Raw genomic sequence first — 17,530 nt, forward strand, 5'->3', positions numbered from 1 at the left:
ATAGTTACCAAGCGGAAAGTGCCTGGTGACGTCCACCCGGATCACGTTTCCGCAGCTCAGAGCCTTGCATTTGATGGGCGCCGGTGCGCCGTCAGGTCCGGGTCCGCCGGCCCGGCGGGTCCGGGGGCGGTCGTCGGCCGGTCCGCGGGGGCACAGAATTGACAAACTTGCGGTGATTCTGACACGGGAGATCTATGCCCGTCAGTGGCGTGCCGGTGATGATGTGGAGAACGCGTTTTCCCGGCAGCAATTTCTCACCGAGGGAAGACGTGTGTCACTCACAAGCCCCCGACGGCAAACTCTCAACGCAAAGGAAGAATAAATGAGCGAGCAGCAGGGTGTGGACGTCGATCTCGGGTCCGTCGACTTCAACATCGTGTACGACGGCGGCGAGCTGGTGCCCGGTCTGATCACCAAGGGCGTTCCGTGGGACACCCGCGAACCCCAGCCGGGCGTCATCGAGTTCGAGAAGCGCGGCCGTATCCGCGGCTCGGTCCTCGACGCGGGGTGCGGCCTGGGCGACAACGCCGCGTACCTGGCCGCGCGCGGCCACACGGTCGCCGCCTTCGACGCCTCGTCGAGCGCGATCGCGCAGGCGAAGGAGCGGCACAAGAGCTTCGACATCGAGTTCTTCGTCGCGAACGCGACCGAGATCACCGGGTACGAGGGCCGGTTCGACACCGTGGTCGACAGCGCGCTCTACCACGTGCTGGAAACCGACGACCGGCGGCAGTACCTGGAGGCGCTGCGCCGGGTCACGAAGGAGGGCGCCTGGCTCGACATGCTCGTCTTCGCGAACATCCCGGGCGGCATGCCGGCCCCGATGTCCGTGCCGGACGACGAGCTCAAGAAGTCCATCGCGGACGCCGGCTGGGAGATCACCAGCATGAAGATGGGCACCTTCTCCGGGGTCGAGGCCATCATGGACGTCTTCGTCAAGACGTTCGACGTCGTCCCGAACACCGACTCCAAGGGCCAGATCCACGTTCCGACCTGGCTGATCGAGGCTCACCGGGTCTGACACCCCGAGCGGTGGCGCAGGCCCCCGTCCCCACGGTCCCGGCCGGGGGCGGGGGCCTGCCCACGACGGCCGGGAGCGGGCTCTCCACGGGTGGCCGAGCGCCGGTCAGCGGCGCAGGCGGGCGGGCTCGCGCTCCTCGTAGTGCAGCCGAGCCTGCCGGACCTTCTCCAGGTTGTCCCCCGACCAGTTGGCGAGCACCTCGAAGACACCCGCGAGGCTCTGTCCCAGTTCGCTGATCTCGTACTCGACGCGCGCGGGCACCCCCGGGTGGGTGGTGCGGACCACCAGTCCGTCGCGCTCCAGTTTCCGCAGCGTGTCGGTCAGCACCTTGGGAGTGACCGACATGATCTGGCGCTCGAGTTCCCCGAAGCGCTGCCGGCCGCACGCGTGCAGCGTCCACAGGATCGGTGTGGTCCACCGGCTGAAAACGATCTCCACGACGGGACCGATCGGGCAGGCTTCCTCGGGATGCGGTTCGACGACCTCGACTTCGCCGTTCATTTCGGCTGTTTCCTTCCCGGGTGACGAGCATCCCGAACGCGAACGCTGAGCCTGTACGGGCGCACGGCGCGGACGCTTATATGACCCGCTGCCCGCTAGGTGAGATCAATTCTCCGTGCCGTCTCAAGCTACCCTTGTCCGGTGAGGGGTGTCCATCTGATCGCGGGTGGTCCGACGATCATGGCCGAAAAAAGGCAGTGTGGCCGCCGCCGTTCGTAATTACCGCACCGCCTGGTTGCAGGTCAAGGGGCTTGCATCCGGGGCGGAAGATCCTGGAAAAGCCCAGTTCGGCGGGGCTATCCATGACGTAAGTACGGGCTGCCGTTGCGGTGCTCTTCACGATAATTGCACACTGTGTGCACTGGCCAGTAGTTTATTGACAAACCGACGTGCCGGTTTGTAGGCTTGCCTGAACTGTGCAGCAGACTGGACAAGTTATGGGGGGCTTAATGAGTCAGCGCACCGTAACGGCCGGAACCCGCGGTTTAAAGTCGTTTCACAGTCCGCCCGGACCATGGCGCGTCCTGGTGGTGGAGAAGGACCAGCGGGCCATGGAAACCCTGCAGGCCGACCTGAGCCGGCACGGCTATCAGGTCGAGGGGGTCCACACCGGTTCGGCCGCGCTTCAGGCGTGTGAGGACATCGACATCATCCTGATCGATTTAGAGCTACCGGACATCGACGGACTGGAAGTATGTCGCTGCATCCGCATGGTCTCGGATGTCGCGGTGATCGCGGTGACGTCGTGGGGAAGCGAACTCGACCGTGTGCTCGGACTGCAGGCCGGCGCCGACGACTACATGGTCAAGCCCTACGGCTGCCGGGAGTTGATCGCGCGCATGGAGGCGGTCATGCGGCGGGTCCAGGTGCAGCCGCAGAGCGCGAAGGTGATCTCCCACGGGTCCCTCCGCATCGACGTCGGCCTGCGGGAAGTCAGCCTGGACGGCCGGGAGGTCGACGTCACGCGCAAGGAGTTCGACCTGCTCTGTCTTCTCGCATCAAATCCGCGAACCGTCGTTCCGCGCAAACGGATAATGCAGCAGGTATGGGGCGATTCCTGGTCCCGGAGAACTGTCGACACGCACGTGAGCAGCCTGCGTGCCAAACTCGGGGGAAGCGACTGGATCATTACTGTTCGGGGAGTCGGATTCCGGCTCGGTCATGCTTGATTCCAGATCTGCCGGCCGATAGCCCGGCGGCTTCGTTCTTCTGCGCTGCCGCAGTTTTTCCGCGGCGTTCTGCGACCCCGGGTGTGATGTTGCTTCCCCCGGCAGAATAATCCCATCGTACCCTATGTTCTGAAGTATTCAACGGGCGGAAACCTGTCCGTAACAAAGGGCGGCCCTGGTGTGTCAGGGGCCGCCCTTTCGTGCGCTCCGACGGCGTGCGCAGGCATCTGCTTCACCTCGCGATTTGACGCTCTTCTGACGTCCGTCTGGCGAAGCGGCCACAAACCCTCTCCCCTCATGCAATTCCCGACCGAAGGCTGAATAGGCGTGCCTTGAACGGTGCCGGGGCCGGGCTCGACCATGGAATCCGACCGATTTCACGCTCTCCGGGAGGGGCGCGCGGCAGCGAAGGAGAACACCATGCACAGCACCCTGATCGTGGCTCGGATGCACCCCGGATCGGGCGAGGACGTCGCGCGGCTCTTCGGCGACTTCGACCGGACGGAGATGCCGCACCTGATGGGTACCCGCAGGCGGCAGCTCTTCCACTACCGGGGCCTGTACTTCCACCTCCAGGACTTCGACGCCGACAACGGCGGCACCCGCATCGAACAGGCCAGGAACGACGAGCGGTTCATCCGGATCAGCGAGGACCTCAAGCCGCACATCGAGGCGTACGACCCGGCCACCTGGCGGTCCCCGGCCGACGCCATGGCCACCCGCTTCTACGACTGGGAGGCCGGCGCATGACCGCTCGCCGCGTGGTGATCACGGGCATCGAGGTCCTGGCCCCCGGCGGTGTCGGCGTCGACGCCTTCTGGGACCTGATCAGCAACGGGCGTACGGCGACCCGTGGCATCACCTTCTTCGACGCCTCCACCTTCCGCTCCCGGGTCGCGGCCGAGATCGACTTCGACCCCGAGGAGCACGGGCTCAGCCCGCAGGAGATCCGCCGCATGGACCGGGCCGCGCAACTCGCGGTGACCGCGGCGCGCGGCGCGGTGCGGGACTCGGGCATCGAACTGGCCGACACCGACCCCTACCGGGTCGGGGTGACCGTGGGCAGCGCCGTCGGCGCCACGATGAGCCTGGACCAGGAATACCGCGTCGTGAGCGACAGCGGCCGGCTGAGCCTGGTCGACCACACCTACGCCGTACCGCACCTCTACAACTTCCTGGTTCCCAGCTCCTTCTCGGCCGAGGTCGCATGGGCGGTGGACGCCCAGGGTCCCAACACCGTGGTCTCCACCGGCTGCACCTCCGGGATCGACTCGGTCGGCTACGCGGCCGACCTGATCCGCGAGGGGTCCGCCGACGTCATGATCGCCGGGTCGTCCGACGCGCCGATCTCGCCCATCACCCTCGCCTGCTTCGACGCGATCAAGGCCACCACACCGCGTGACGACGACCCGGCGACCGCCTCCCGCCCCTTCGACGGCACCCGCAACGGATTCGTCCTCGGCGAGGGCACCGCGGTGTTCGTGATGGAGGAGCTGGAGCGTGCCAGGGCACGGGGCGCGCACATCTACGCCGAGGTCGCCGGCTACGCCAGCCGCAGCAACGCGTACCACATGACCGGACTGCGGCCGGACGGGGCGGAGATGGCCGAGGCCATCCGGGTCGCACTGGACGAGGCCCGGATGAACCCCGAGCAGATCGACTACATCAACGCCCACGGCTCGGGCACCAAGCAGAACGACCGGCACGAGACCTCCGCCTTCAAGCGGAGCCTGGGCCGGCACGCCTACGAGACGCCCGTCAGCTCCATCAAGTCCATGGTGGGCCACTCGCTGGGCGCGATCGGCTCCATCGAGATCGCCGCCTCGGTGCTGGCGATGCGGCACTCCGTCGTACCGCCCACCGCCAACCTGCACACCCCCGACCCCGAATGCGACCTGGACTACGTACCGCTGACCGCGCGCGAGCAGCGCACGGACGCGGTGCTGACCGTCGGTAGCGGATTCGGTGGATTCCAGAGCGCCATGGTGCTCGCGCGACCCGAGAGGACGGTCACATGACCGGGAAGACGGTGGTGACCGGCCTGGGCGTAGCCTCGCCCAACGGCCTGGGCACCGCGGACTTCTGGGACAACACCCGCAGCGGCAAGTCCGGCATCGGCCTGGTCACCCGCTTCGACCCCACGAACTACCCGGCCAGGCTGGCCGGCGAGGTCCCCGGGTTCACCGCGGAGGACCACCTGCCGGGCCGCCTGCTGCCGCAGACCGACCGGATGACCCGGCTGGCGCTGGCGGCCGCGGACTGGGCGCTGGAGGACGCGGGTGTGCGCCCGGCGGAGATCCCCGCCTTCGACATGGGCGTCGTCACCGCGAGCTCCTCCGGCGGCTTCGAGTTCGGCCAGGGCGAGCTGCAGGCCCTGTGGAGCCAGGGGAGCCAGTACGTCAGCGCGTACCAGTCCTTCGCCTGGTTCTACGCCGTCAACAGCGGCCAGATCTCCATCCGCAACGGGATGAAGGGCCCGAGCAGCGTGGTCGTGAGCGACCAGGCGGGCGGCCTGGACGCCGTCGCGCAGGCCCGCCGGCAGATCCGGCGGGGCACCCCGCTCGTCGTGTCCGGGGCGATCGACGCCTCCATCTGCCCGTGGGGATGGGTGGCGCAGCTGGCGGGCGGCCGGCTGAGCACCAGCGAGTGCGTCGACCGTGCCTACCTGCCGTTCGACGCGGCGGCCGCCGGGCACGTGCCCGGCGAGGGCGGTGCGATCGTCGTACTCGAATCCGAGGAGTCCGCGGTCGTGCGCGGCGCCCACGTCTACGGCGAGATCGCCGGCTACGGCGCCACCTTCGACCCGCGCCCGGACAGCGGCCGGGAGCCCGGCCTGCGCAGGGCCGTCGAACTGGCGCTGGCCGACGCGGGGGTGGAGCCCGGCGAGGTGGACGTGGTCTTCGCCGACGCCGCCGCCGTACCCGAGCTGGACCGGGCCGAGGCCGCGGCGCTCCGCGCGGTGTTCGGGCCGCGCGGGGTGGCGGTCACCGCGCCCAAGACCATGACCGGCCGCCTCTACTCCGGCGCGGGACCGCTCGACCTGGCCGCGGCGCTGCTCTCGATGGACGCCGGTGTGATCCCGCCGACCGTCAACGTCGAGCCCGTGCCCGGATACGACCTGGACCTCGTCGTCGAGCAGCGCAGCACGCCGGTGCACTGCGCCCTGGTGCTGGCCCGCGGCGAGGGCGGCTTCAACTCGGCGCTGCTGGTCCGCTCGGTGTGACCCGGCCGCACCCCGTACCCGTACCCCGCCACCTGGCGGACGCGACTCGTCGCCCCCTACGAAGGAAAGGCAGACCCCCTCTCATGGAGACCCGACACTTCACCCTCGACGACCTCAGGCGAATCCTGCTGGAGGGCGCGGGCGCCGACGACGCCGTGGACCTCGACGGCGAGATCCTCGACCTCGGCTTCGACGAGCTCGGCTACGAGTCCCTCGCCCTGCTGGAGACCAGCAGCCGGATCGAGCGCGAGTACGGCGTCAGTCTCGACGACGAGGAGCTGACCGACGGCGCGACGCCGCGGCGGCTGATCGACGCCGTGAACGACCGGCTGTCGGCGCCCGCCGACTCCGTCTGAGACCCCCACGACCGCACGCCACCTCACGACGCATCAGCGAAAGCGGGTACCAGCATGTCTCAGCAGCAACGGGTCGCCCTGGTCACGGGCGCCACCAGCGGCATCGGCCTGGCCTCCGCCCGGCAACTCGCCGGACAGGGCCTGCGGGTCTACATCGGGGCGCGCACCGCCGACAGCGTCGCCGCCACCGTGAAGGAACTCCAGGCCGAGGGCGCGGACGTGGACGGCGGCGCCCTGGACGTGCGCTCCGCGGACTCCGTGCGCCGCTTCGTGCGCGGGGCGGTCGAGCGGTTCGGCGGTGTCGACGTCCTGGTGAACAACGCCGGCCGCAGCGGCGGCGGCGTCACCGCCGACATCACCGACGAGCTGTGGCTCGACGTCGTCGACACCAACCTCAACAGCGTCTTCCGCATGACCCGCGAGGTGCTCACCACCGGCGGCCTGCGCGACAAGGCGTGGGGCCGCATCGTCAACATCGCCTCCACCGCGGGCAAGCAGGGCGTGGTGCTCGGCGCCCCCTACTCCGCCTCCAAGCACGGCGTCGTCGGCTTCACCAAGGCCCTGGGCAACGAGCTGGCCCCCACCGGCATCACCGTCAACGCCGTCTGCCCCGGCTACGTCGAGACGCCCATGGCGCAGCGCGTGCGGCAGGGCTACGCGGCCGCCTACGAGACCGACGAGGAGACGATCCTCCAGCGCTTCCAGGCCAAGATCCCGCTCGGCCGCTACTCCACGCCGCAGGAGGTCGCCGGCATGGTCGGCTACCTCGTCTCCGACGCGGCCGGCTCGGTCACCTCCCAGGCCATCAACGTCTGCGGCGGCCTCGGCAACTTCTGACGCCGCCCCGTCGCGGCACCTCCCCGCCCGACGCCCGCACCTCCCGTCCGTCTCCCACAGCCAAGGAGTCCGAGCATGACGACGCACTCCCCGCGCCAGGTCGAGCACACCATCACGGTGGCGGCCCCGGCGGAGGCCGTCTACGAGCTGATCGCCGACGTCCGCAACTGGCCGCGGATTTTCCCGCCGACCATCCATGTCGAGTACGTCCAGAAGGGCGAGCACGACGAGTACATCCAGATCTGGGCCACCGCCAACGGCGAGGCCAAGAACTGGACCTCGCGCCGCATCCTCCAGCCCGAGCAGCTCCGGATCAACTTCCAGCAGACCGTCTCGGTCGCGCCGGTGGCCTCCATGGGCGGCGCGTGGCTCATCGAGGAGCAGCCCGGCGGCGCCCTGGTGCGGCTGCTGCACGAATACCGCGCCGTCGACGACGACCCCGCTTCGATGGACTGGATCGACCAGGCCGTCGACCGCAACTCCCGCTCCGAGCTGGCCGCGCTCAAGCAGAACGTCGAGGCCGCCCACGCGGCGGGTGAACTGACCTTCTCCTTCGAGGACTCGGTCCACATCGACGGCCGTGCCGAGGACGCCTTCGCCTTCATCAACGAGGCCGGCCTGTGGTCCGAGCGACTGCCGCACGTGGCCAAGGTCAGGCTGGACGAGGACGAGCAGGGCCTGCAGACCCTGGAGATGGACACCGTCGCCAAGGACGGCTCCACCCACACCACCAAGTCCTACCGGGTCACCTTCCCCGTCCACTCCATCGCCTACAAGCAGGTCACGCTGCCCGCGCTGCTCACCCTGCACACCGGCCTGTGGACGTTCCAGGAGCAGCCCGGCGGCGGTGTCGTCGCCCGCTCCCAGCACACCGTCGTCCTCAACCCGGAGACCATCGCCGGCGTGCTCGGCCCGCAGGCCACCGTCGAGGACGCGCGGGCCTACGTGCACTCCGCACTCAGCACCAACAGCCTGGCCACCCTCGGCCACGCCAGGACGTACGCAGAAAAGGCGCGCTGACGATGTCCGCAGCGACCGATCCGGCCGGGAGCCGCGCCGCCGACGACACGCAGGTCGTCGTCGTGGGCGCGGGCCCCGTCGGGCTGATGCTCGCCGGGGAGCTGCGCCTGGGCGGCGCGCAGGTGGTGGTCCTGGAGCGGCGCGAGGCACCGACCACCGAGTCACGGGCCTCGACGCTGCACGCGCGCACCATGGAGATGTTCGACGCCCGCGGCCTGCTCACCGACCTGGGCACCCCGCCGAACGAGCCGCGCGGCCACTTCGGCGGGGTGCCGATGGACCTCACGCTGCCCTCCCTGCACCCCGGCCAGTGGAAGGTGCCGCAGACCAGGACCGAGGAGCTGCTCCAGAAGTGGGCGCTGTCGCTGGGCGCGGACCTGCGGCGCGGCTGGGAGGTCAGGGCGCTCACCGACACCGGCGACGGGGTGGAGGTGGTGGCGGCCGGCCCGGAGGGCGAGCGGCGGCTGCGCGCGGCATGGGTCGTCGCCTGCGACGGCCAGGACAGTACGGTCCGCGGGCTGCTCGGGGCGGACTTCCCCGGCCGCGCCGCCGTCCGGGAGCTGCTGCGGGCCGACGTCGAGGGCATCGCCGTCGCCGACCGGCGGTTCGAGCGGCTGCCGAACGGCCTGGCGATCGCCTCGCGGATGCCCGGCGGGGTGACCCGGGTGATGGTGCACGCCTTCGGCCGCCCCGCGGGACGGCGGACCGGCGAGCCCGGCTTCGCCGAGGTCGTCGAGACCTGGCGGCACGTCACCGGCGAGGACATCGGGCACGGCCGCCCGGTGTGGGTGAACGCCTTCGACGACGCCAACCGGCAGCTCGCCTCGTACCGCCACGGCCGGGTGCTGTTCGCGGGCGACGCGGCCCACGTGCAGATGCCCAGCGGCGGGCAGGCCCTCAACCTCGGCCTCCAGGACGCGGCGAACCTGGGATGGAAGCTCGCCCTGGAGGTCGGCCCGCACCGGGTCGAGGGGCTGGTGGACACCTACCACGCCGAACGGCACGCGGTCGGCAGCCGGGTGCTGGCGAACATCCGCGCCCAGGGCCTGCTGCTGCTCGGCGGCCCGGAGGTGGAACCGGTGCGGGCGCTGCTGGCCGAGCTGCTCGCCGCCGAAGGCGCCCGGGAGCACCTGGCGGGCATGATCAGCGGCCTGGACATCCGCTACCCGGCCGACCCGGAGCCCGGTCACCCGCTGACCGGCGCCCGGCTGCCGGACCTGGAGCTGGACACCGCCACCGGCCCCGCCACGACCGCGGAGCTTCTGCGTCCCGGCGGCGGGCTGCTGCTCGACCTGGTCGGTCGCCCCGGCATGCAGCGGCTCGCGCAGGCGTGGTCGGGCCGGGTCACCACCGTCGCCGTACGGCCGTCCCGCGCCGCGACGGCAACGCTTGCCGCCGAGGCCGTCGTCGTCCGGCCCGACGGCTACGTGGCCTGGGCCGGAGCCGGCCAGGACGCCGTGCCGGGCGTCCTCCGGCGGTGGTTCGGCACACCCCTACCGGATCGGTGAGACGCGGACCCGCACGCACGGACGCGTACCCGAAAGGCACCGCCGGGCACCGACCGGCACCCGGACGAGCAGAGTCACGGACGAGCAGAGAAGCAGGGGAGGAGAGGCATGGAGCGTGTGGAGACCGACGTGATCGTCGTCGGCGCCGGCCCGGCAGGGCTGATGCTCGCCGGTGAACTCCGGCTGGGGGGCGCCCGGGTCACCGTTCTGGAGCGCCTGGCGCAGCCGACCGGGCAGTCCCGGGGACTGGGGTTCACGGCGCGGGCGATGGAGATCCTCGACCAGCGCGGGCTGCTGCCGCGGTTCGGCCCGCTGGAGAAGAGCCCGCTGGGCCACTTCGGCGGGGTCCGCTTCGACTACACGGTGCTGCCTGACGCCCACTTCGGCGCCCGCGGCGTACCCCAGTACAAAACCGAGGCGGTACTGGAGGACTGGGCCACGCAGCTGGGCGCGGACCTGCGGCGCGGCTGGGAGGTCGGCGCGCTCACCGACACCGGCGACGGCGTCGAGGTGGTGGCGGCCGGCCCGCACGGCGAGCAGCGGCTGCGTGCCTCCTGGCTGGTGGGCTGCGACGGCGGGCAGAGCACCGTCCGGCGCCTGGCGGGCTTCGCCTTCCCCGGTACGCCCGCCACCCGCGAGATGTACCTCGCCGACGTGGTCGGCGGCGGCATACGCCCCCGCTTCCTGGGCGAGCGGAACCCCCGCGGCATGGTGATGGCAGCCCCGCTCCACGACGGTGTGGACCGCATCATCGTCTGCCCCCAGGGCACGCCCGTCCGGGAGCGCGCCGAGACGGTCGGCTTCGCCGAGGTGGCCGACGCGTGGGAGCGGATCACCGGCGACTCCCTGGCCGGCCGCTCCGCGGAATGGGTCAGCTCCTTCACCGACGCCTCCCGCCAGGCCGCCGAATACCGCCGCGGCCGGGTGCTGCTCGCCGGTGACGCGGCGCACATCCACCTGCCGGCCGGCGGCCAGGGCCTGAGCACCGGCGTGCAGGACGTGGCCAACCTGGGCTGGAAACTGGCCGCGGTCGTGCAGGGGTGGGCACCGGCGGACCTGCTCGACACCTACGACTCCGAGCGCCGCCCGGTGGGCGCGCGGCTGCTGATGAACACCCGAGCCCAGAACCTGGTCTTCCTCGGCGGCGAGGAGTCCGACCCGCTGCGCGGGCTGTTCGCCGAGCTGATCGCCGTCGACGACGTCAAGCGGCACCTGGCGGGCCTGGTCAGCGGCCTCGACGTCGTCTACGACATGGGCGGCGACGAGGCGGCCGCCGGCCCGCTGTACGGCCGCCGGCTGCCGCCGCGGGACCTGGCCGGCCAGGACGGGAGGACCACCACCACCCGGCTGCTCCACTCCGCCCAGGGGGTGCTGCTCGACCTCGCCGCCGACCCGGAGGTGCGGGCCGCCGCAGACGGCTGGAAGGACCGGGTGCTGCTCACCAGTGCCGCGCCGGCCGAACCCGGTGCGCTCGGCGGCGCCCGCGCGCTCCTGGTGCGTCCGGACGGATACGTCGCCTGGTCGGGACAGCCGGCGGACCGCGGCGCCGAGGGGCTGGACGCGGCGCTGCGCCGCTGGTTCGGCGCACCGGCGGCGGGCTGACCGGCCGCCGCGCCCCCGACCCGGCAACCGCATCTGACACAGAAAGGCGGGCGGAATGACCGCCAGCGCAATGACCGTCAACGGACACGAACCCACGAGCCCGGCCCCGGGCTCCGTCGAGGAACTGCGGGCGATCAGGGAGCAGGCCCGCTCCGGCCCCGACCCCGAGGCCACGCGACGGCAGCACGCCAAGGGCAAGCTCACCCCGCACGAGCGGATCGACCTGCTGCTCGACAAGGACAGCTTCACCGAGGTCGAGGCACTGCGGCGGCACCGCGCCACCGGGTTCGGCCTGGAGGCCCGCCGGCCGTACACCGACGGTGTCGTCACCGGGTGGGGGACGGTGCACGGTCGTACGGTCTTCGTCTACGCGCACGACTTCCGGATCTTCGGCGGTGCGCTGGGCGAGGCGCACGCCGCGAAGATCCACAAGATCATGGACATGGCCATCTCGGCCGGTGCCCCGCTGGTGTCGCTCAACGACGGCGCCGGTGCCCGTATCCAGGAGGGCGTCTCGGCGCTGGCCGGGTACGGCGGCATCTTCCAGCGCAACACCCGTGCCTCCGGTGTCATCCCGCAGATCAGCGTGATGCTCGGCCCGTGCGCGGGCGGCGCGGCCTACTCCCCGGCGCTGACCGACTTCGTCTTCATGGTCCGCGAGACCTCGCAGATGTTCATCACCGGACCCGACGTCGTCCAGGCCGTCACCGGCGAGCAGATCACCCAGAACGGGCTGGGCGGCGCCGACGTCCACGCGAGCGTCTCCGGTGTCGCGCACTTCGTCTACGACGACGAGCAGACCTGCCTCGAAGAGGTCCGCTACCTGCTCTCGCTGCTGCCGCAGAACAACCGCGAACTCCCGCCCCGCGCCGACACGTCGGACCCCGCCGACCGGCCCGGCGACGCCCTGCTCGACCTGGTTCCCGCCGACGGCAACCGCTCCTACGACGTCCGCGGGGTGATCGAGCAGATCGCCGACGACGGCGAGCACATGGAGGTGCAGGCGAGCTGGGCACCCAACCTGGTGTGCACGCTGGCCCGTCTCGACGGCCGCGTCGTCGGCATCGTGGCCAACCAGCCGGCCGCCACGGCCGGGGTGCTGGACATCAGGGCGAGCGAGAAGGGCGCGAGGTTCGTGCAGTTCTGCGACTCCTTCAACATCCCGCTCGTCACCCTCGTCGACGTGCCCGGCTTCCTGCCCGGCGTCGACCAGGAGCACGACGGCATCATCCGGCGCGGCGCGAAACTGCTCTACGCCTACTGCAACGCCACCGTGCCGCGCGTGTCAGTGGTGCTGCGCAAGGCGTACGGGGGCGCGTACATCGTCATGGACTCCCGCTCCATCGGCGCCGACGTGTCCCTGGCGTGGCCGACCAACGAGATCGCCGTGATGGGCGCGGAGGGCGCGGCCAACGTCGTCTTCCGCCGGGAGATCGCCGCCGCCGACGACCCCGAGGAGATGCGGCGGCGCAAGATCGAGGAATACCGCAAGGAGCTGGTCCACCCGTACTTCGCCGCCGAGCGCGGGCTGGTGGACGACGTGATCGACCCCCGGGACACCCGGGCCGTCCTCGCCCGCACGCTGGCGATGCTCACCTCGAAGTCCGCGTCGCTGCCCAGCCGCAAGCACGGCAACCCGCCGCAGTGACCCGGCCCTCGCCGCGCCTGACCCCGCCCCGCCCGTCATCAGCCGTATTCCGCCGACCCGAAGGACATCCCGTGGATCTCCCGGCCACCGACACCACCGGCCTGCTGCGCGTACGCCACGGCCAGGCACGTCCCGAGGACGTGGCCGCGCTCATGGCCGTACTGCACGCCCGCGCCGCCGCCCTCGGCGGCGACCCGGGCGACCCCGCGGACTCCGTCCGCCCGCTCGCCGAGTGGCACCGCCCGGAAAGACACGCCCCGTACACCGACCCGCGCTCATGGCACGCTCCGCCGACCCCGGCCACCCGTCCCTGACGCCCCACCGGTAGCCGGGTGGGCGACTCGTCCCTGACGCCCACCCGCTCCCGTGGCGGGCGGTCACTTTCCCCTAGGTACCTACCGCGCCCGTGCTGTTACGGTCGTCGCGACATGGCGGCAGGGCTGGGGAGGCACCGATGATCGTGGTCACGGGAGCGACGGGCACCATCGGCCGGTCGCTGGTCCCCCTGCTCGCCGCATCCGGCGAGCAGGTCACGGCCGTCTCGCGGAACGCCCCGGCTGCCGCCCTCCCCGAGGGCGTCGTCCACCGGCGGGCCGATCTGGCCGACGCCGAGAGCCTGCGGCCCGTGGCCGAGGGCGCCGAGGCCCTCTTCCTCCTGCTCGCAGGTGAGCTCAACGTCGCGGGCGAGAGCCCCGCCACCCTCCTCGACGTGCTGAAGTCCAGCGGGGTCCGGCGCGTCGTGCTGCTGTCCTCGCAGGCCGCGGGGACCCGGCCCGAGGCCGTCTCGCACGACCGCCTGCGCGCCTTCGAGGCGGCCCTCCGGGAGTCGGGCCTGGAATGGACGGTGCTGCGCCCCGCGGGCTTCGCCACCAACGCCTTCGCGTGGGCCGGCAGCGTAAGCAGCGGGCGGACGGTCGCCGCGCCCTTCCCCGACGTCGCGATGCCCGTCGTCGATCCCGCCGACATCGCCGCGGTCGCGGCCGTCGTCCTGCGCTCGCACGGCCACTCCGGCCGGACCTACGAACTCACCGGCCCCGCGGCCGTCTCGCCGCGCCGGCAGGCCGCGGCGATCGCGGCGGCCCTGGGCGAGCCGGTGCACTTCGCCGAGCTGACCCGCGAACAGGCCCGCGAGGCCATGCTGCAGTTCATGCCCGAGCCGGTGGTGGAGGGCACGCTCGACCTCCTCGGCACGCCCCTGCCGAGCGAGCAGCGCGTGAGCCCGGCGGTCGAGCGCCTGCTGGGGCGCCCGGCGGCCTCCTTCGAGGACTGGGCCGCCCGCAACATCGCGGCCTTCCGCTGACGCGTCGTCCGCGGAGCCGGCGCCCAGGGGCGTCGGCGAGCATCGGGTCAGGCCGGTTCTGCGACATGGCGGCCGAGGTCGAGTTCGACGCCGTCGGGGCGCTGCAGCCCCTGGTCGAAGAGCCGGCGCACCCGGTGGGAGTTCTCCGGGCGGCCCGAGGTGCGGAAGAAGGTCGCGATACTGGCGGCGGACTCCTCGTCGGGAACCGCCACGCTCGCGTCGATGAGGGCCTTGGCCTGAGTCACCGCCACCTTGTCGAAGCCGGCGATGCGGCGGGCGAAGGAATCCACGAAGCCCTCCAGCTCCGCTGCGGGCAGGACCCGGTTGACGTAGCCGTACTCGGCCGCCCGTTCGGCGGTGAAGTCGTCGGCGCCCAGCAGGATCTCCATGGCGCGGCCGCGGCCCACCAGCCGGGCCAGCCGTCCCATGGGGTTGCCGCCGGGGACGGAGCCGGTGGCCACCTCGAACTGACCGAGGATCGCCTGGGGGCCCGCGAAGCGGATGTCGGTCGCCAGCACGAACTCGCTGCCGGCGCCCCGCGCCCGCCCGTTGATCGAGGTGATCGTGACGGCCGGCACGCGGCTGAGGCGGATGAGGTTGTCCGCATAAGGGTGCAGCCCCGTCGGCCCTGGCTGCATGGCGGCCACCCGCGCCTGGTCCGACAGCATGTCCCAGTGCGCCATGAAGAAGTCGGGGTTGGCGCTCCGGAACACCACGACGGTGAGGTCAGGGGCCTGCTCGATGCGGGTCACCAGCTCGGCGAGCTGCTCGACGCTGTCGGGGTCGTACAGGTTGACGTCCCCGTTGGCGAACGTCACCTTCCAGTAGGAGGGCGTCACCTCGTCCACCTGGAACTGCGAGGGAGTGCTCATGCCGCGAAGGGTAGGCGCGGGCACCGGCGGGCACGGGGCTCGCCAGGCTCTCGACCGGAAAGTTCCGCCTGATGGTGCAGGGGCAGCACGCGCGCTGGAGCGCGGCCGCCCGGACGCGTTCCCGCCCGGGCGGATTCAGCCCCCGATGAGCTGCTGGCCGCCGTCGATGTCGTAAGTCGCGCCGGTCACCGCCTCGTTGCACATGAGGTGCACGGCCAGGGCGGCGATGTCGTCGGGGCCGACCACCCGGCGGATGGGGAGCTTCGTGCGCAACTCCTCGCGCCGGGCCTCCAGCTGGTCGCCCAGGAGCGAGGCCGACAGGGGAGTGTCGACGAATCCGGCGGCGATGAGGTTCACGCGGACCGGCGCCATCTCCAGTGCCAGGTTCGCGACGAGCGGGGGCAGTGCCGCCGTCATGGCCGACATGACGGACAGCCCGATGCCGGGGCGGCGGCCGCCCGTGCCGCCGACGAACAGCAGCGTGCCGCCGGCGCGGACCTTGTCACGGCTGTAGAGGGCGATGCCGAGCGTCAGGGCCATGCGCTCGTCGAAGCCCCGCACCGCCTCTGCGAGGTCCATGCCGTCCAGCGGCGTGTACGTGGGTGTGCCCGCGGTGCTCATGACGTGGTCGACGGGACCGGGCAGCTCCTCGAAGAACTTCTTGAGGCTGTCACTGTCGGTGGCGTCGAAGGCCGCCGTGCCGGCGGCGTCGAGTTCGGCCGCCGCCTGCCGCAGCCGGTCGGGGTTGCGGCCGGCCAGCACGACTCCCGCGCCGCGGGCACGTGCCAGGCGGGCGGTCTCCAGCCCCATCCCGGCGCTGCCGCCGATCACCACCACGGTCTGGCCCGTCATGTCGGCCGGGCCTGCGGCTCCCGAAGCGCCCGCTGTCGCGCTCATGCGCTGCCACCTCCTGAAAGGGTCTCGCCGTCGAGCTCCAGCACCCATTGTCACGCGGTGGTCCGGTCCTCGCCTGTCCGCCGCAGGGCCGGGGGACCGGTCGGCGCAGCTGCCTACGGCGTCCCGGAGCCCTGCTTGAGACGCTCGGCGACGGTGCCGAGCAGCTCGTCCGACAGCTCGGGATCGGCGACCGCCCGCGCCATGAGCATGGCCCCGACCAGTGCACTCAGCGTGACCATGGCGTCGGCCCGGTCCTCCGCCCCGCCGCCCGGCGCGCCGATCAGGTCCAGGTAGCCGCGCACCTGCTTCTCGTACGCCTCCTTGATCTCGGCGCCGCCGCGTCCCGCGGTCTCACCGAGGGTGACCAGGGCACATCCGGTACCGGGGGTGTCGCGGTGGCGCGCGCCGAGGTAGGCGTCGATCAGCCCGTCGCGGGGCACGTCGGCGTTCGCCCGTGCGGCCCGCGCCATCGCCTCCTCGCCGTCGGCGAGGGCCCGCGCCGCGGCCTGGTTCATCAGGTCGTCGCGGGAGTCGAAGTGCTTGTAGAAGCCGCCGTGGGTCAGGCCGGCCTCCTTCATCAGCGCCGAGATGCCCGGCTGCTCCATGCCCTCCTCGCGGACGCGCCGCGCCGCGATGCGCAGAACGCGGTCCCGCGACTCGGCCTTCTCGGCTTGTGAGTGGCCCACCGCTGCCCCTTCCGATCTCCGGCGGGCCGGTCTGCCGGCCGCCATCTGGATGACAGCAATCATACACATCACATCGATGCGGGGAGAGGGCGCTTGCCATTTTGGAGGACATCCATCATCCTGAATGTGGATGATGACGATACTCCACATTGAGGAAGACCATGACCACGAGCTCCACCGCCGCCGCGACCACCTCGGCGAGCACGGCCGCGCCCGCGGCCTACGACCCGAGCCGGACCGCCGTCCTGCTGGTCGACCCCTACAACGACTTCCTCTCCGAGGGCGGCAAGATCTGGCCCCTGCTGTCGGACATGGCGGCCGAGGTGGGCCTGCTGGACAACCTCCGCGGCGTCGTCGCGACCGGCCGGCGTGCCGGGATGCCGCTGGTCTTCGTCCCGCACCGCCGCTGGGAGGAGGGTGACTACGAGAACTGGGACCACCCCAACCCCACCCAGCGGCTCATAGCCCAGCGCCACACCTTCGCCAGGGGCACCTGGGGCGGCGAGTTCCACCCCGACTTCCAGCCCGCGCCGGGCGACGTCGTGGTGAAGGAGCACTGGGGCCAGAGCGGGTTCCCCAACACCGACCTGGACTTCCAGCTCAAGCAGCACGGCGTCACCCACGTGATCCTGGCCGGACTGCTCGCCAACACCTGCATCGAGTCCACCGGCCGTTTCGCGATGGAGCTGGGCTACCACGTGACGCTGGTGCGCGACGCGACCGCGGCGTTCAAGCCCGAGATGATGCACGCCGCCCACGAGCTGAACGGCCCGACCTTCGCCCACGCCATCGTGACCACCGCGGAGCTGGGCGCGCTCGTCGGCTAGACCTCTTCGGCCGCCGCCCGCGGCTGGAGCTCTTCGGCCGCCGCCCGCGGCTGGAGCTCCTCG

General features: G+C 71.6%; 18 protein-coding genes. 14 read left to right on the forward strand and 4 right to left on the reverse strand.

The window, feature by feature from the left end:
- The first annotated feature begins 322 nt into the window (after window positions 1-322).
- Window positions 323-1,021 carry a class I SAM-dependent methyltransferase gene (locus NFU81_RS01575; RefSeq protein ID WP_251483992.1) on the forward strand — a complete coding sequence of 233 codons (699 nt, stop codon included), beginning with the start codon at window positions 323-325 and terminating at the stop codon, window positions 1,019-1,021.
- A 105-nt stretch (window positions 1,022-1,126) separates the two neighbouring features.
- Here NFU81_RS01575 and NFU81_RS01580 read toward each other — a convergent pair whose 3' ends face one another.
- Window positions 1,127-1,522: a winged helix-turn-helix transcriptional regulator gene (locus tag NFU81_RS01580; RefSeq protein ID WP_251483994.1), complete on the reverse strand. Its 396-nt coding sequence runs from the start codon at window positions 1,520-1,522 to the stop codon at window positions 1,127-1,129.
- A gap of 449 nt (window positions 1,523-1,971) precedes the next feature.
- Between NFU81_RS01580 and NFU81_RS01585 the strand changes: the two genes are divergently transcribed.
- The 12 genes from NFU81_RS01585 to NFU81_RS01640 all read left to right on the forward strand — a co-directional run bounded on the left by NFU81_RS01585 (window position 1,972) and on the right by NFU81_RS01640 (window position 14,185).
- Entirely contained in the window at window positions 1,972-2,691 is a 720-nt protein-coding gene (locus NFU81_RS01585; protein ID WP_274037449.1) for a response regulator transcription factor, read from the forward strand.
- A gap of 420 nt (window positions 2,692-3,111) precedes the next feature.
- On the forward strand, window positions 3,112-3,441 hold the full coding sequence (locus NFU81_RS01590; protein WP_251483998.1) for a TcmI family type II polyketide cyclase: 330 nt from the start codon (window positions 3,112-3,114) through the stop codon (window positions 3,439-3,441).
- Complete coding sequence (locus NFU81_RS01595; RefSeq protein ID WP_251484001.1) at window positions 3,438-4,709, forward strand: beta-ketoacyl-[acyl-carrier-protein] synthase family protein; 1,272 nt, start codon at window positions 3,438-3,440, stop codon at window positions 4,707-4,709. Before NFU81_RS01590 ends, NFU81_RS01595 begins: the two co-directional genes overlap by 4 nt.
- Complete coding sequence (locus tag NFU81_RS01600) at window positions 4,706-5,914, forward strand: ketosynthase chain-length factor (RefSeq protein ID WP_251484004.1); 1,209 nt, start codon at window positions 4,706-4,708, stop codon at window positions 5,912-5,914. The genes NFU81_RS01595 and NFU81_RS01600 overlap by 4 nt, the downstream gene beginning before the upstream one ends.
- Before the next feature lie 83 nt (window positions 5,915-5,997).
- Window positions 5,998-6,270, forward strand: coding sequence for an acyl carrier protein (locus tag NFU81_RS01605; protein ID WP_251484006.1), 273 nt, complete (start codon window positions 5,998-6,000; stop codon window positions 6,268-6,270).
- 54 nt (window positions 6,271-6,324) lie between these two features.
- Window positions 6,325-7,107, forward strand: a complete 783-nt coding sequence (locus tag NFU81_RS01610) for an SDR family NAD(P)-dependent oxidoreductase (protein WP_251484008.1) — start codon at window positions 6,325-6,327, stop codon at window positions 7,105-7,107.
- Between the two features lie 75 nt (window positions 7,108-7,182).
- On the forward strand, window positions 7,183-8,127 hold the full coding sequence (locus NFU81_RS01615) for an aromatase/cyclase (RefSeq protein WP_251484010.1): 945 nt from the start codon (window positions 7,183-7,185) through the stop codon (window positions 8,125-8,127).
- Between the two features lie 2 nt (window positions 8,128-8,129).
- On the forward strand, window positions 8,130-9,635 hold the full coding sequence (locus NFU81_RS01620; protein ID WP_251484011.1) for an FAD-dependent monooxygenase: 1,506 nt from the start codon (window positions 8,130-8,132) through the stop codon (window positions 9,633-9,635).
- A gap of 108 nt (window positions 9,636-9,743) precedes the next feature.
- Window positions 9,744-11,237, forward strand: a complete 1,494-nt coding sequence (locus NFU81_RS01625) for an FAD-dependent monooxygenase (protein ID WP_251484014.1) — start codon at window positions 9,744-9,746, stop codon at window positions 11,235-11,237.
- Window positions 11,238-11,307: 70 nt separating this feature from the next.
- Window positions 11,308-12,885, forward strand: a complete 1,578-nt coding sequence (locus NFU81_RS01630) for an acyl-CoA carboxylase subunit beta (protein WP_251484098.1) — start codon at window positions 11,308-11,310, stop codon at window positions 12,883-12,885.
- 71 nt (window positions 12,886-12,956) lie between these two features.
- Window positions 12,957-13,199: an acyl-CoA carboxylase subunit epsilon gene (locus NFU81_RS01635; RefSeq protein WP_251484015.1), complete on the forward strand. Its 243-nt coding sequence runs from the start codon at window positions 12,957-12,959 to the stop codon at window positions 13,197-13,199.
- A gap of 140 nt (window positions 13,200-13,339) precedes the next feature.
- Window positions 13,340-14,185 (forward strand): SDR family oxidoreductase, encoded by an 846-nt coding sequence (locus tag NFU81_RS01640; RefSeq protein ID WP_251484017.1) that lies wholly within the window; start codon window positions 13,340-13,342, stop codon window positions 14,183-14,185.
- Window positions 14,186-14,232: 47 nt separating this feature from the next.
- On the opposite strand, the gene NFU81_RS01645 is transcribed toward NFU81_RS01640, so the two are convergent.
- The 3 genes from NFU81_RS01645 to NFU81_RS01655 form a co-directional block, all read right to left on the reverse strand.
- Complete coding sequence (locus NFU81_RS01645; RefSeq protein ID WP_251484018.1) at window positions 14,233-15,057, reverse strand: enoyl-CoA hydratase/isomerase family protein; 825 nt, start codon at window positions 15,055-15,057, stop codon at window positions 14,233-14,235.
- Between the two features lie 135 nt (window positions 15,058-15,192).
- Entirely contained in the window at window positions 15,193-15,954 is a 762-nt protein-coding gene (locus tag NFU81_RS01650) for an SDR family oxidoreductase (RefSeq protein WP_251484019.1), read from the reverse strand.
- 113 nt (window positions 15,955-16,067) lie between these two features.
- A complete protein-coding gene (locus tag NFU81_RS01655) occupies window positions 16,068-16,640 on the reverse strand; it encodes a TetR/AcrR family transcriptional regulator (protein WP_251484020.1) in 573 nt (190 codons plus the stop codon).
- Between the two features lie 161 nt (window positions 16,641-16,801).
- Between NFU81_RS01655 and NFU81_RS01660 the strand changes: the two genes are divergently transcribed.
- The gene (locus NFU81_RS01660) at window positions 16,802-17,467 is read left to right on the forward strand and encodes a cysteine hydrolase family protein (RefSeq protein WP_251484022.1); all 666 of its coding nucleotides are present in this window, start codon (window positions 16,802-16,804) and stop codon (window positions 17,465-17,467) included.
- Window positions 17,468-17,530: the final 63 nt, after the last annotated feature.

Source organism: Actinacidiphila cocklensis (assembly GCF_907177275.1).
Classification (GTDB): domain Bacteria; phylum Actinomycetota; class Actinomycetes; order Streptomycetales; family Streptomycetaceae; genus Actinacidiphila; species Actinacidiphila cocklensis.

Excerpts from the sequence above, each read along its gene's own strand:
- NFU81_RS01630 (WP_251484098.1), top strand. The coding sequence starts at position 11,308 with ATGACCGTCAACGGACACGAACCCACGAGCCCGGCCCCGGGCTCCGTC.
- NFU81_RS01585 (WP_274037449.1), top strand. The coding sequence starts at position 1,972 with ATGAGTCAGCGCACCGTAACGGCCGGAACCCGCGGTTTAAAGTCGTTT.
- NFU81_RS01620 (WP_251484011.1), top strand. The coding sequence starts at position 8,130 with ATGTCCGCAGCGACCGATCCGGCCGGGAGCCGCGCCGCCGACGACACG.
- NFU81_RS01590 (WP_251483998.1), top strand. The coding sequence starts at position 3,112 with ATGCACAGCACCCTGATCGTGGCTCGGATGCACCCCGGATCGGGCGAG.
- NFU81_RS01645 (WP_251484018.1), bottom strand. The coding sequence starts at position 15,057 with ATGAGCACTCCCTCGCAGTTCCAGGTGGACGAGGTGACGCCCTCCTAC.
- NFU81_RS01640 (WP_251484017.1), top strand. The coding sequence starts at position 13,340 with ATGATCGTGGTCACGGGAGCGACGGGCACCATCGGCCGGTCGCTGGTC.
- NFU81_RS01580 (WP_251483994.1), bottom strand. The coding sequence starts at position 1,522 with ATGAACGGCGAAGTCGAGGTCGTCGAACCGCATCCCGAGGAAGCCTGC.
- NFU81_RS01615 (WP_251484010.1), top strand. The coding sequence starts at position 7,183 with ATGACGACGCACTCCCCGCGCCAGGTCGAGCACACCATCACGGTGGCG.
- NFU81_RS01610 (WP_251484008.1), top strand. The coding sequence starts at position 6,325 with ATGTCTCAGCAGCAACGGGTCGCCCTGGTCACGGGCGCCACCAGCGGC.
- NFU81_RS01600 (WP_251484004.1), top strand. The coding sequence starts at position 4,706 with ATGACCGGGAAGACGGTGGTGACCGGCCTGGGCGTAGCCTCGCCCAAC.
- NFU81_RS01625 (WP_251484014.1), top strand. The coding sequence starts at position 9,744 with ATGGAGCGTGTGGAGACCGACGTGATCGTCGTCGGCGCCGGCCCGGCA.
- NFU81_RS01605 (WP_251484006.1), top strand. The coding sequence starts at position 5,998 with ATGGAGACCCGACACTTCACCCTCGACGACCTCAGGCGAATCCTGCTG.
- NFU81_RS01595 (WP_251484001.1), top strand. The coding sequence starts at position 3,438 with ATGACCGCTCGCCGCGTGGTGATCACGGGCATCGAGGTCCTGGCCCCC.
- NFU81_RS01650 (WP_251484019.1), bottom strand. The coding sequence starts at position 15,954 with ATGAGCGCGACAGCGGGCGCTTCGGGAGCCGCAGGCCCGGCCGACATG.
- NFU81_RS01575 (WP_251483992.1), top strand. The coding sequence starts at position 323 with ATGAGCGAGCAGCAGGGTGTGGACGTCGATCTCGGGTCCGTCGACTTC.
- NFU81_RS01660 (WP_251484022.1), top strand. The coding sequence starts at position 16,802 with ATGACCACGAGCTCCACCGCCGCCGCGACCACCTCGGCGAGCACGGCC.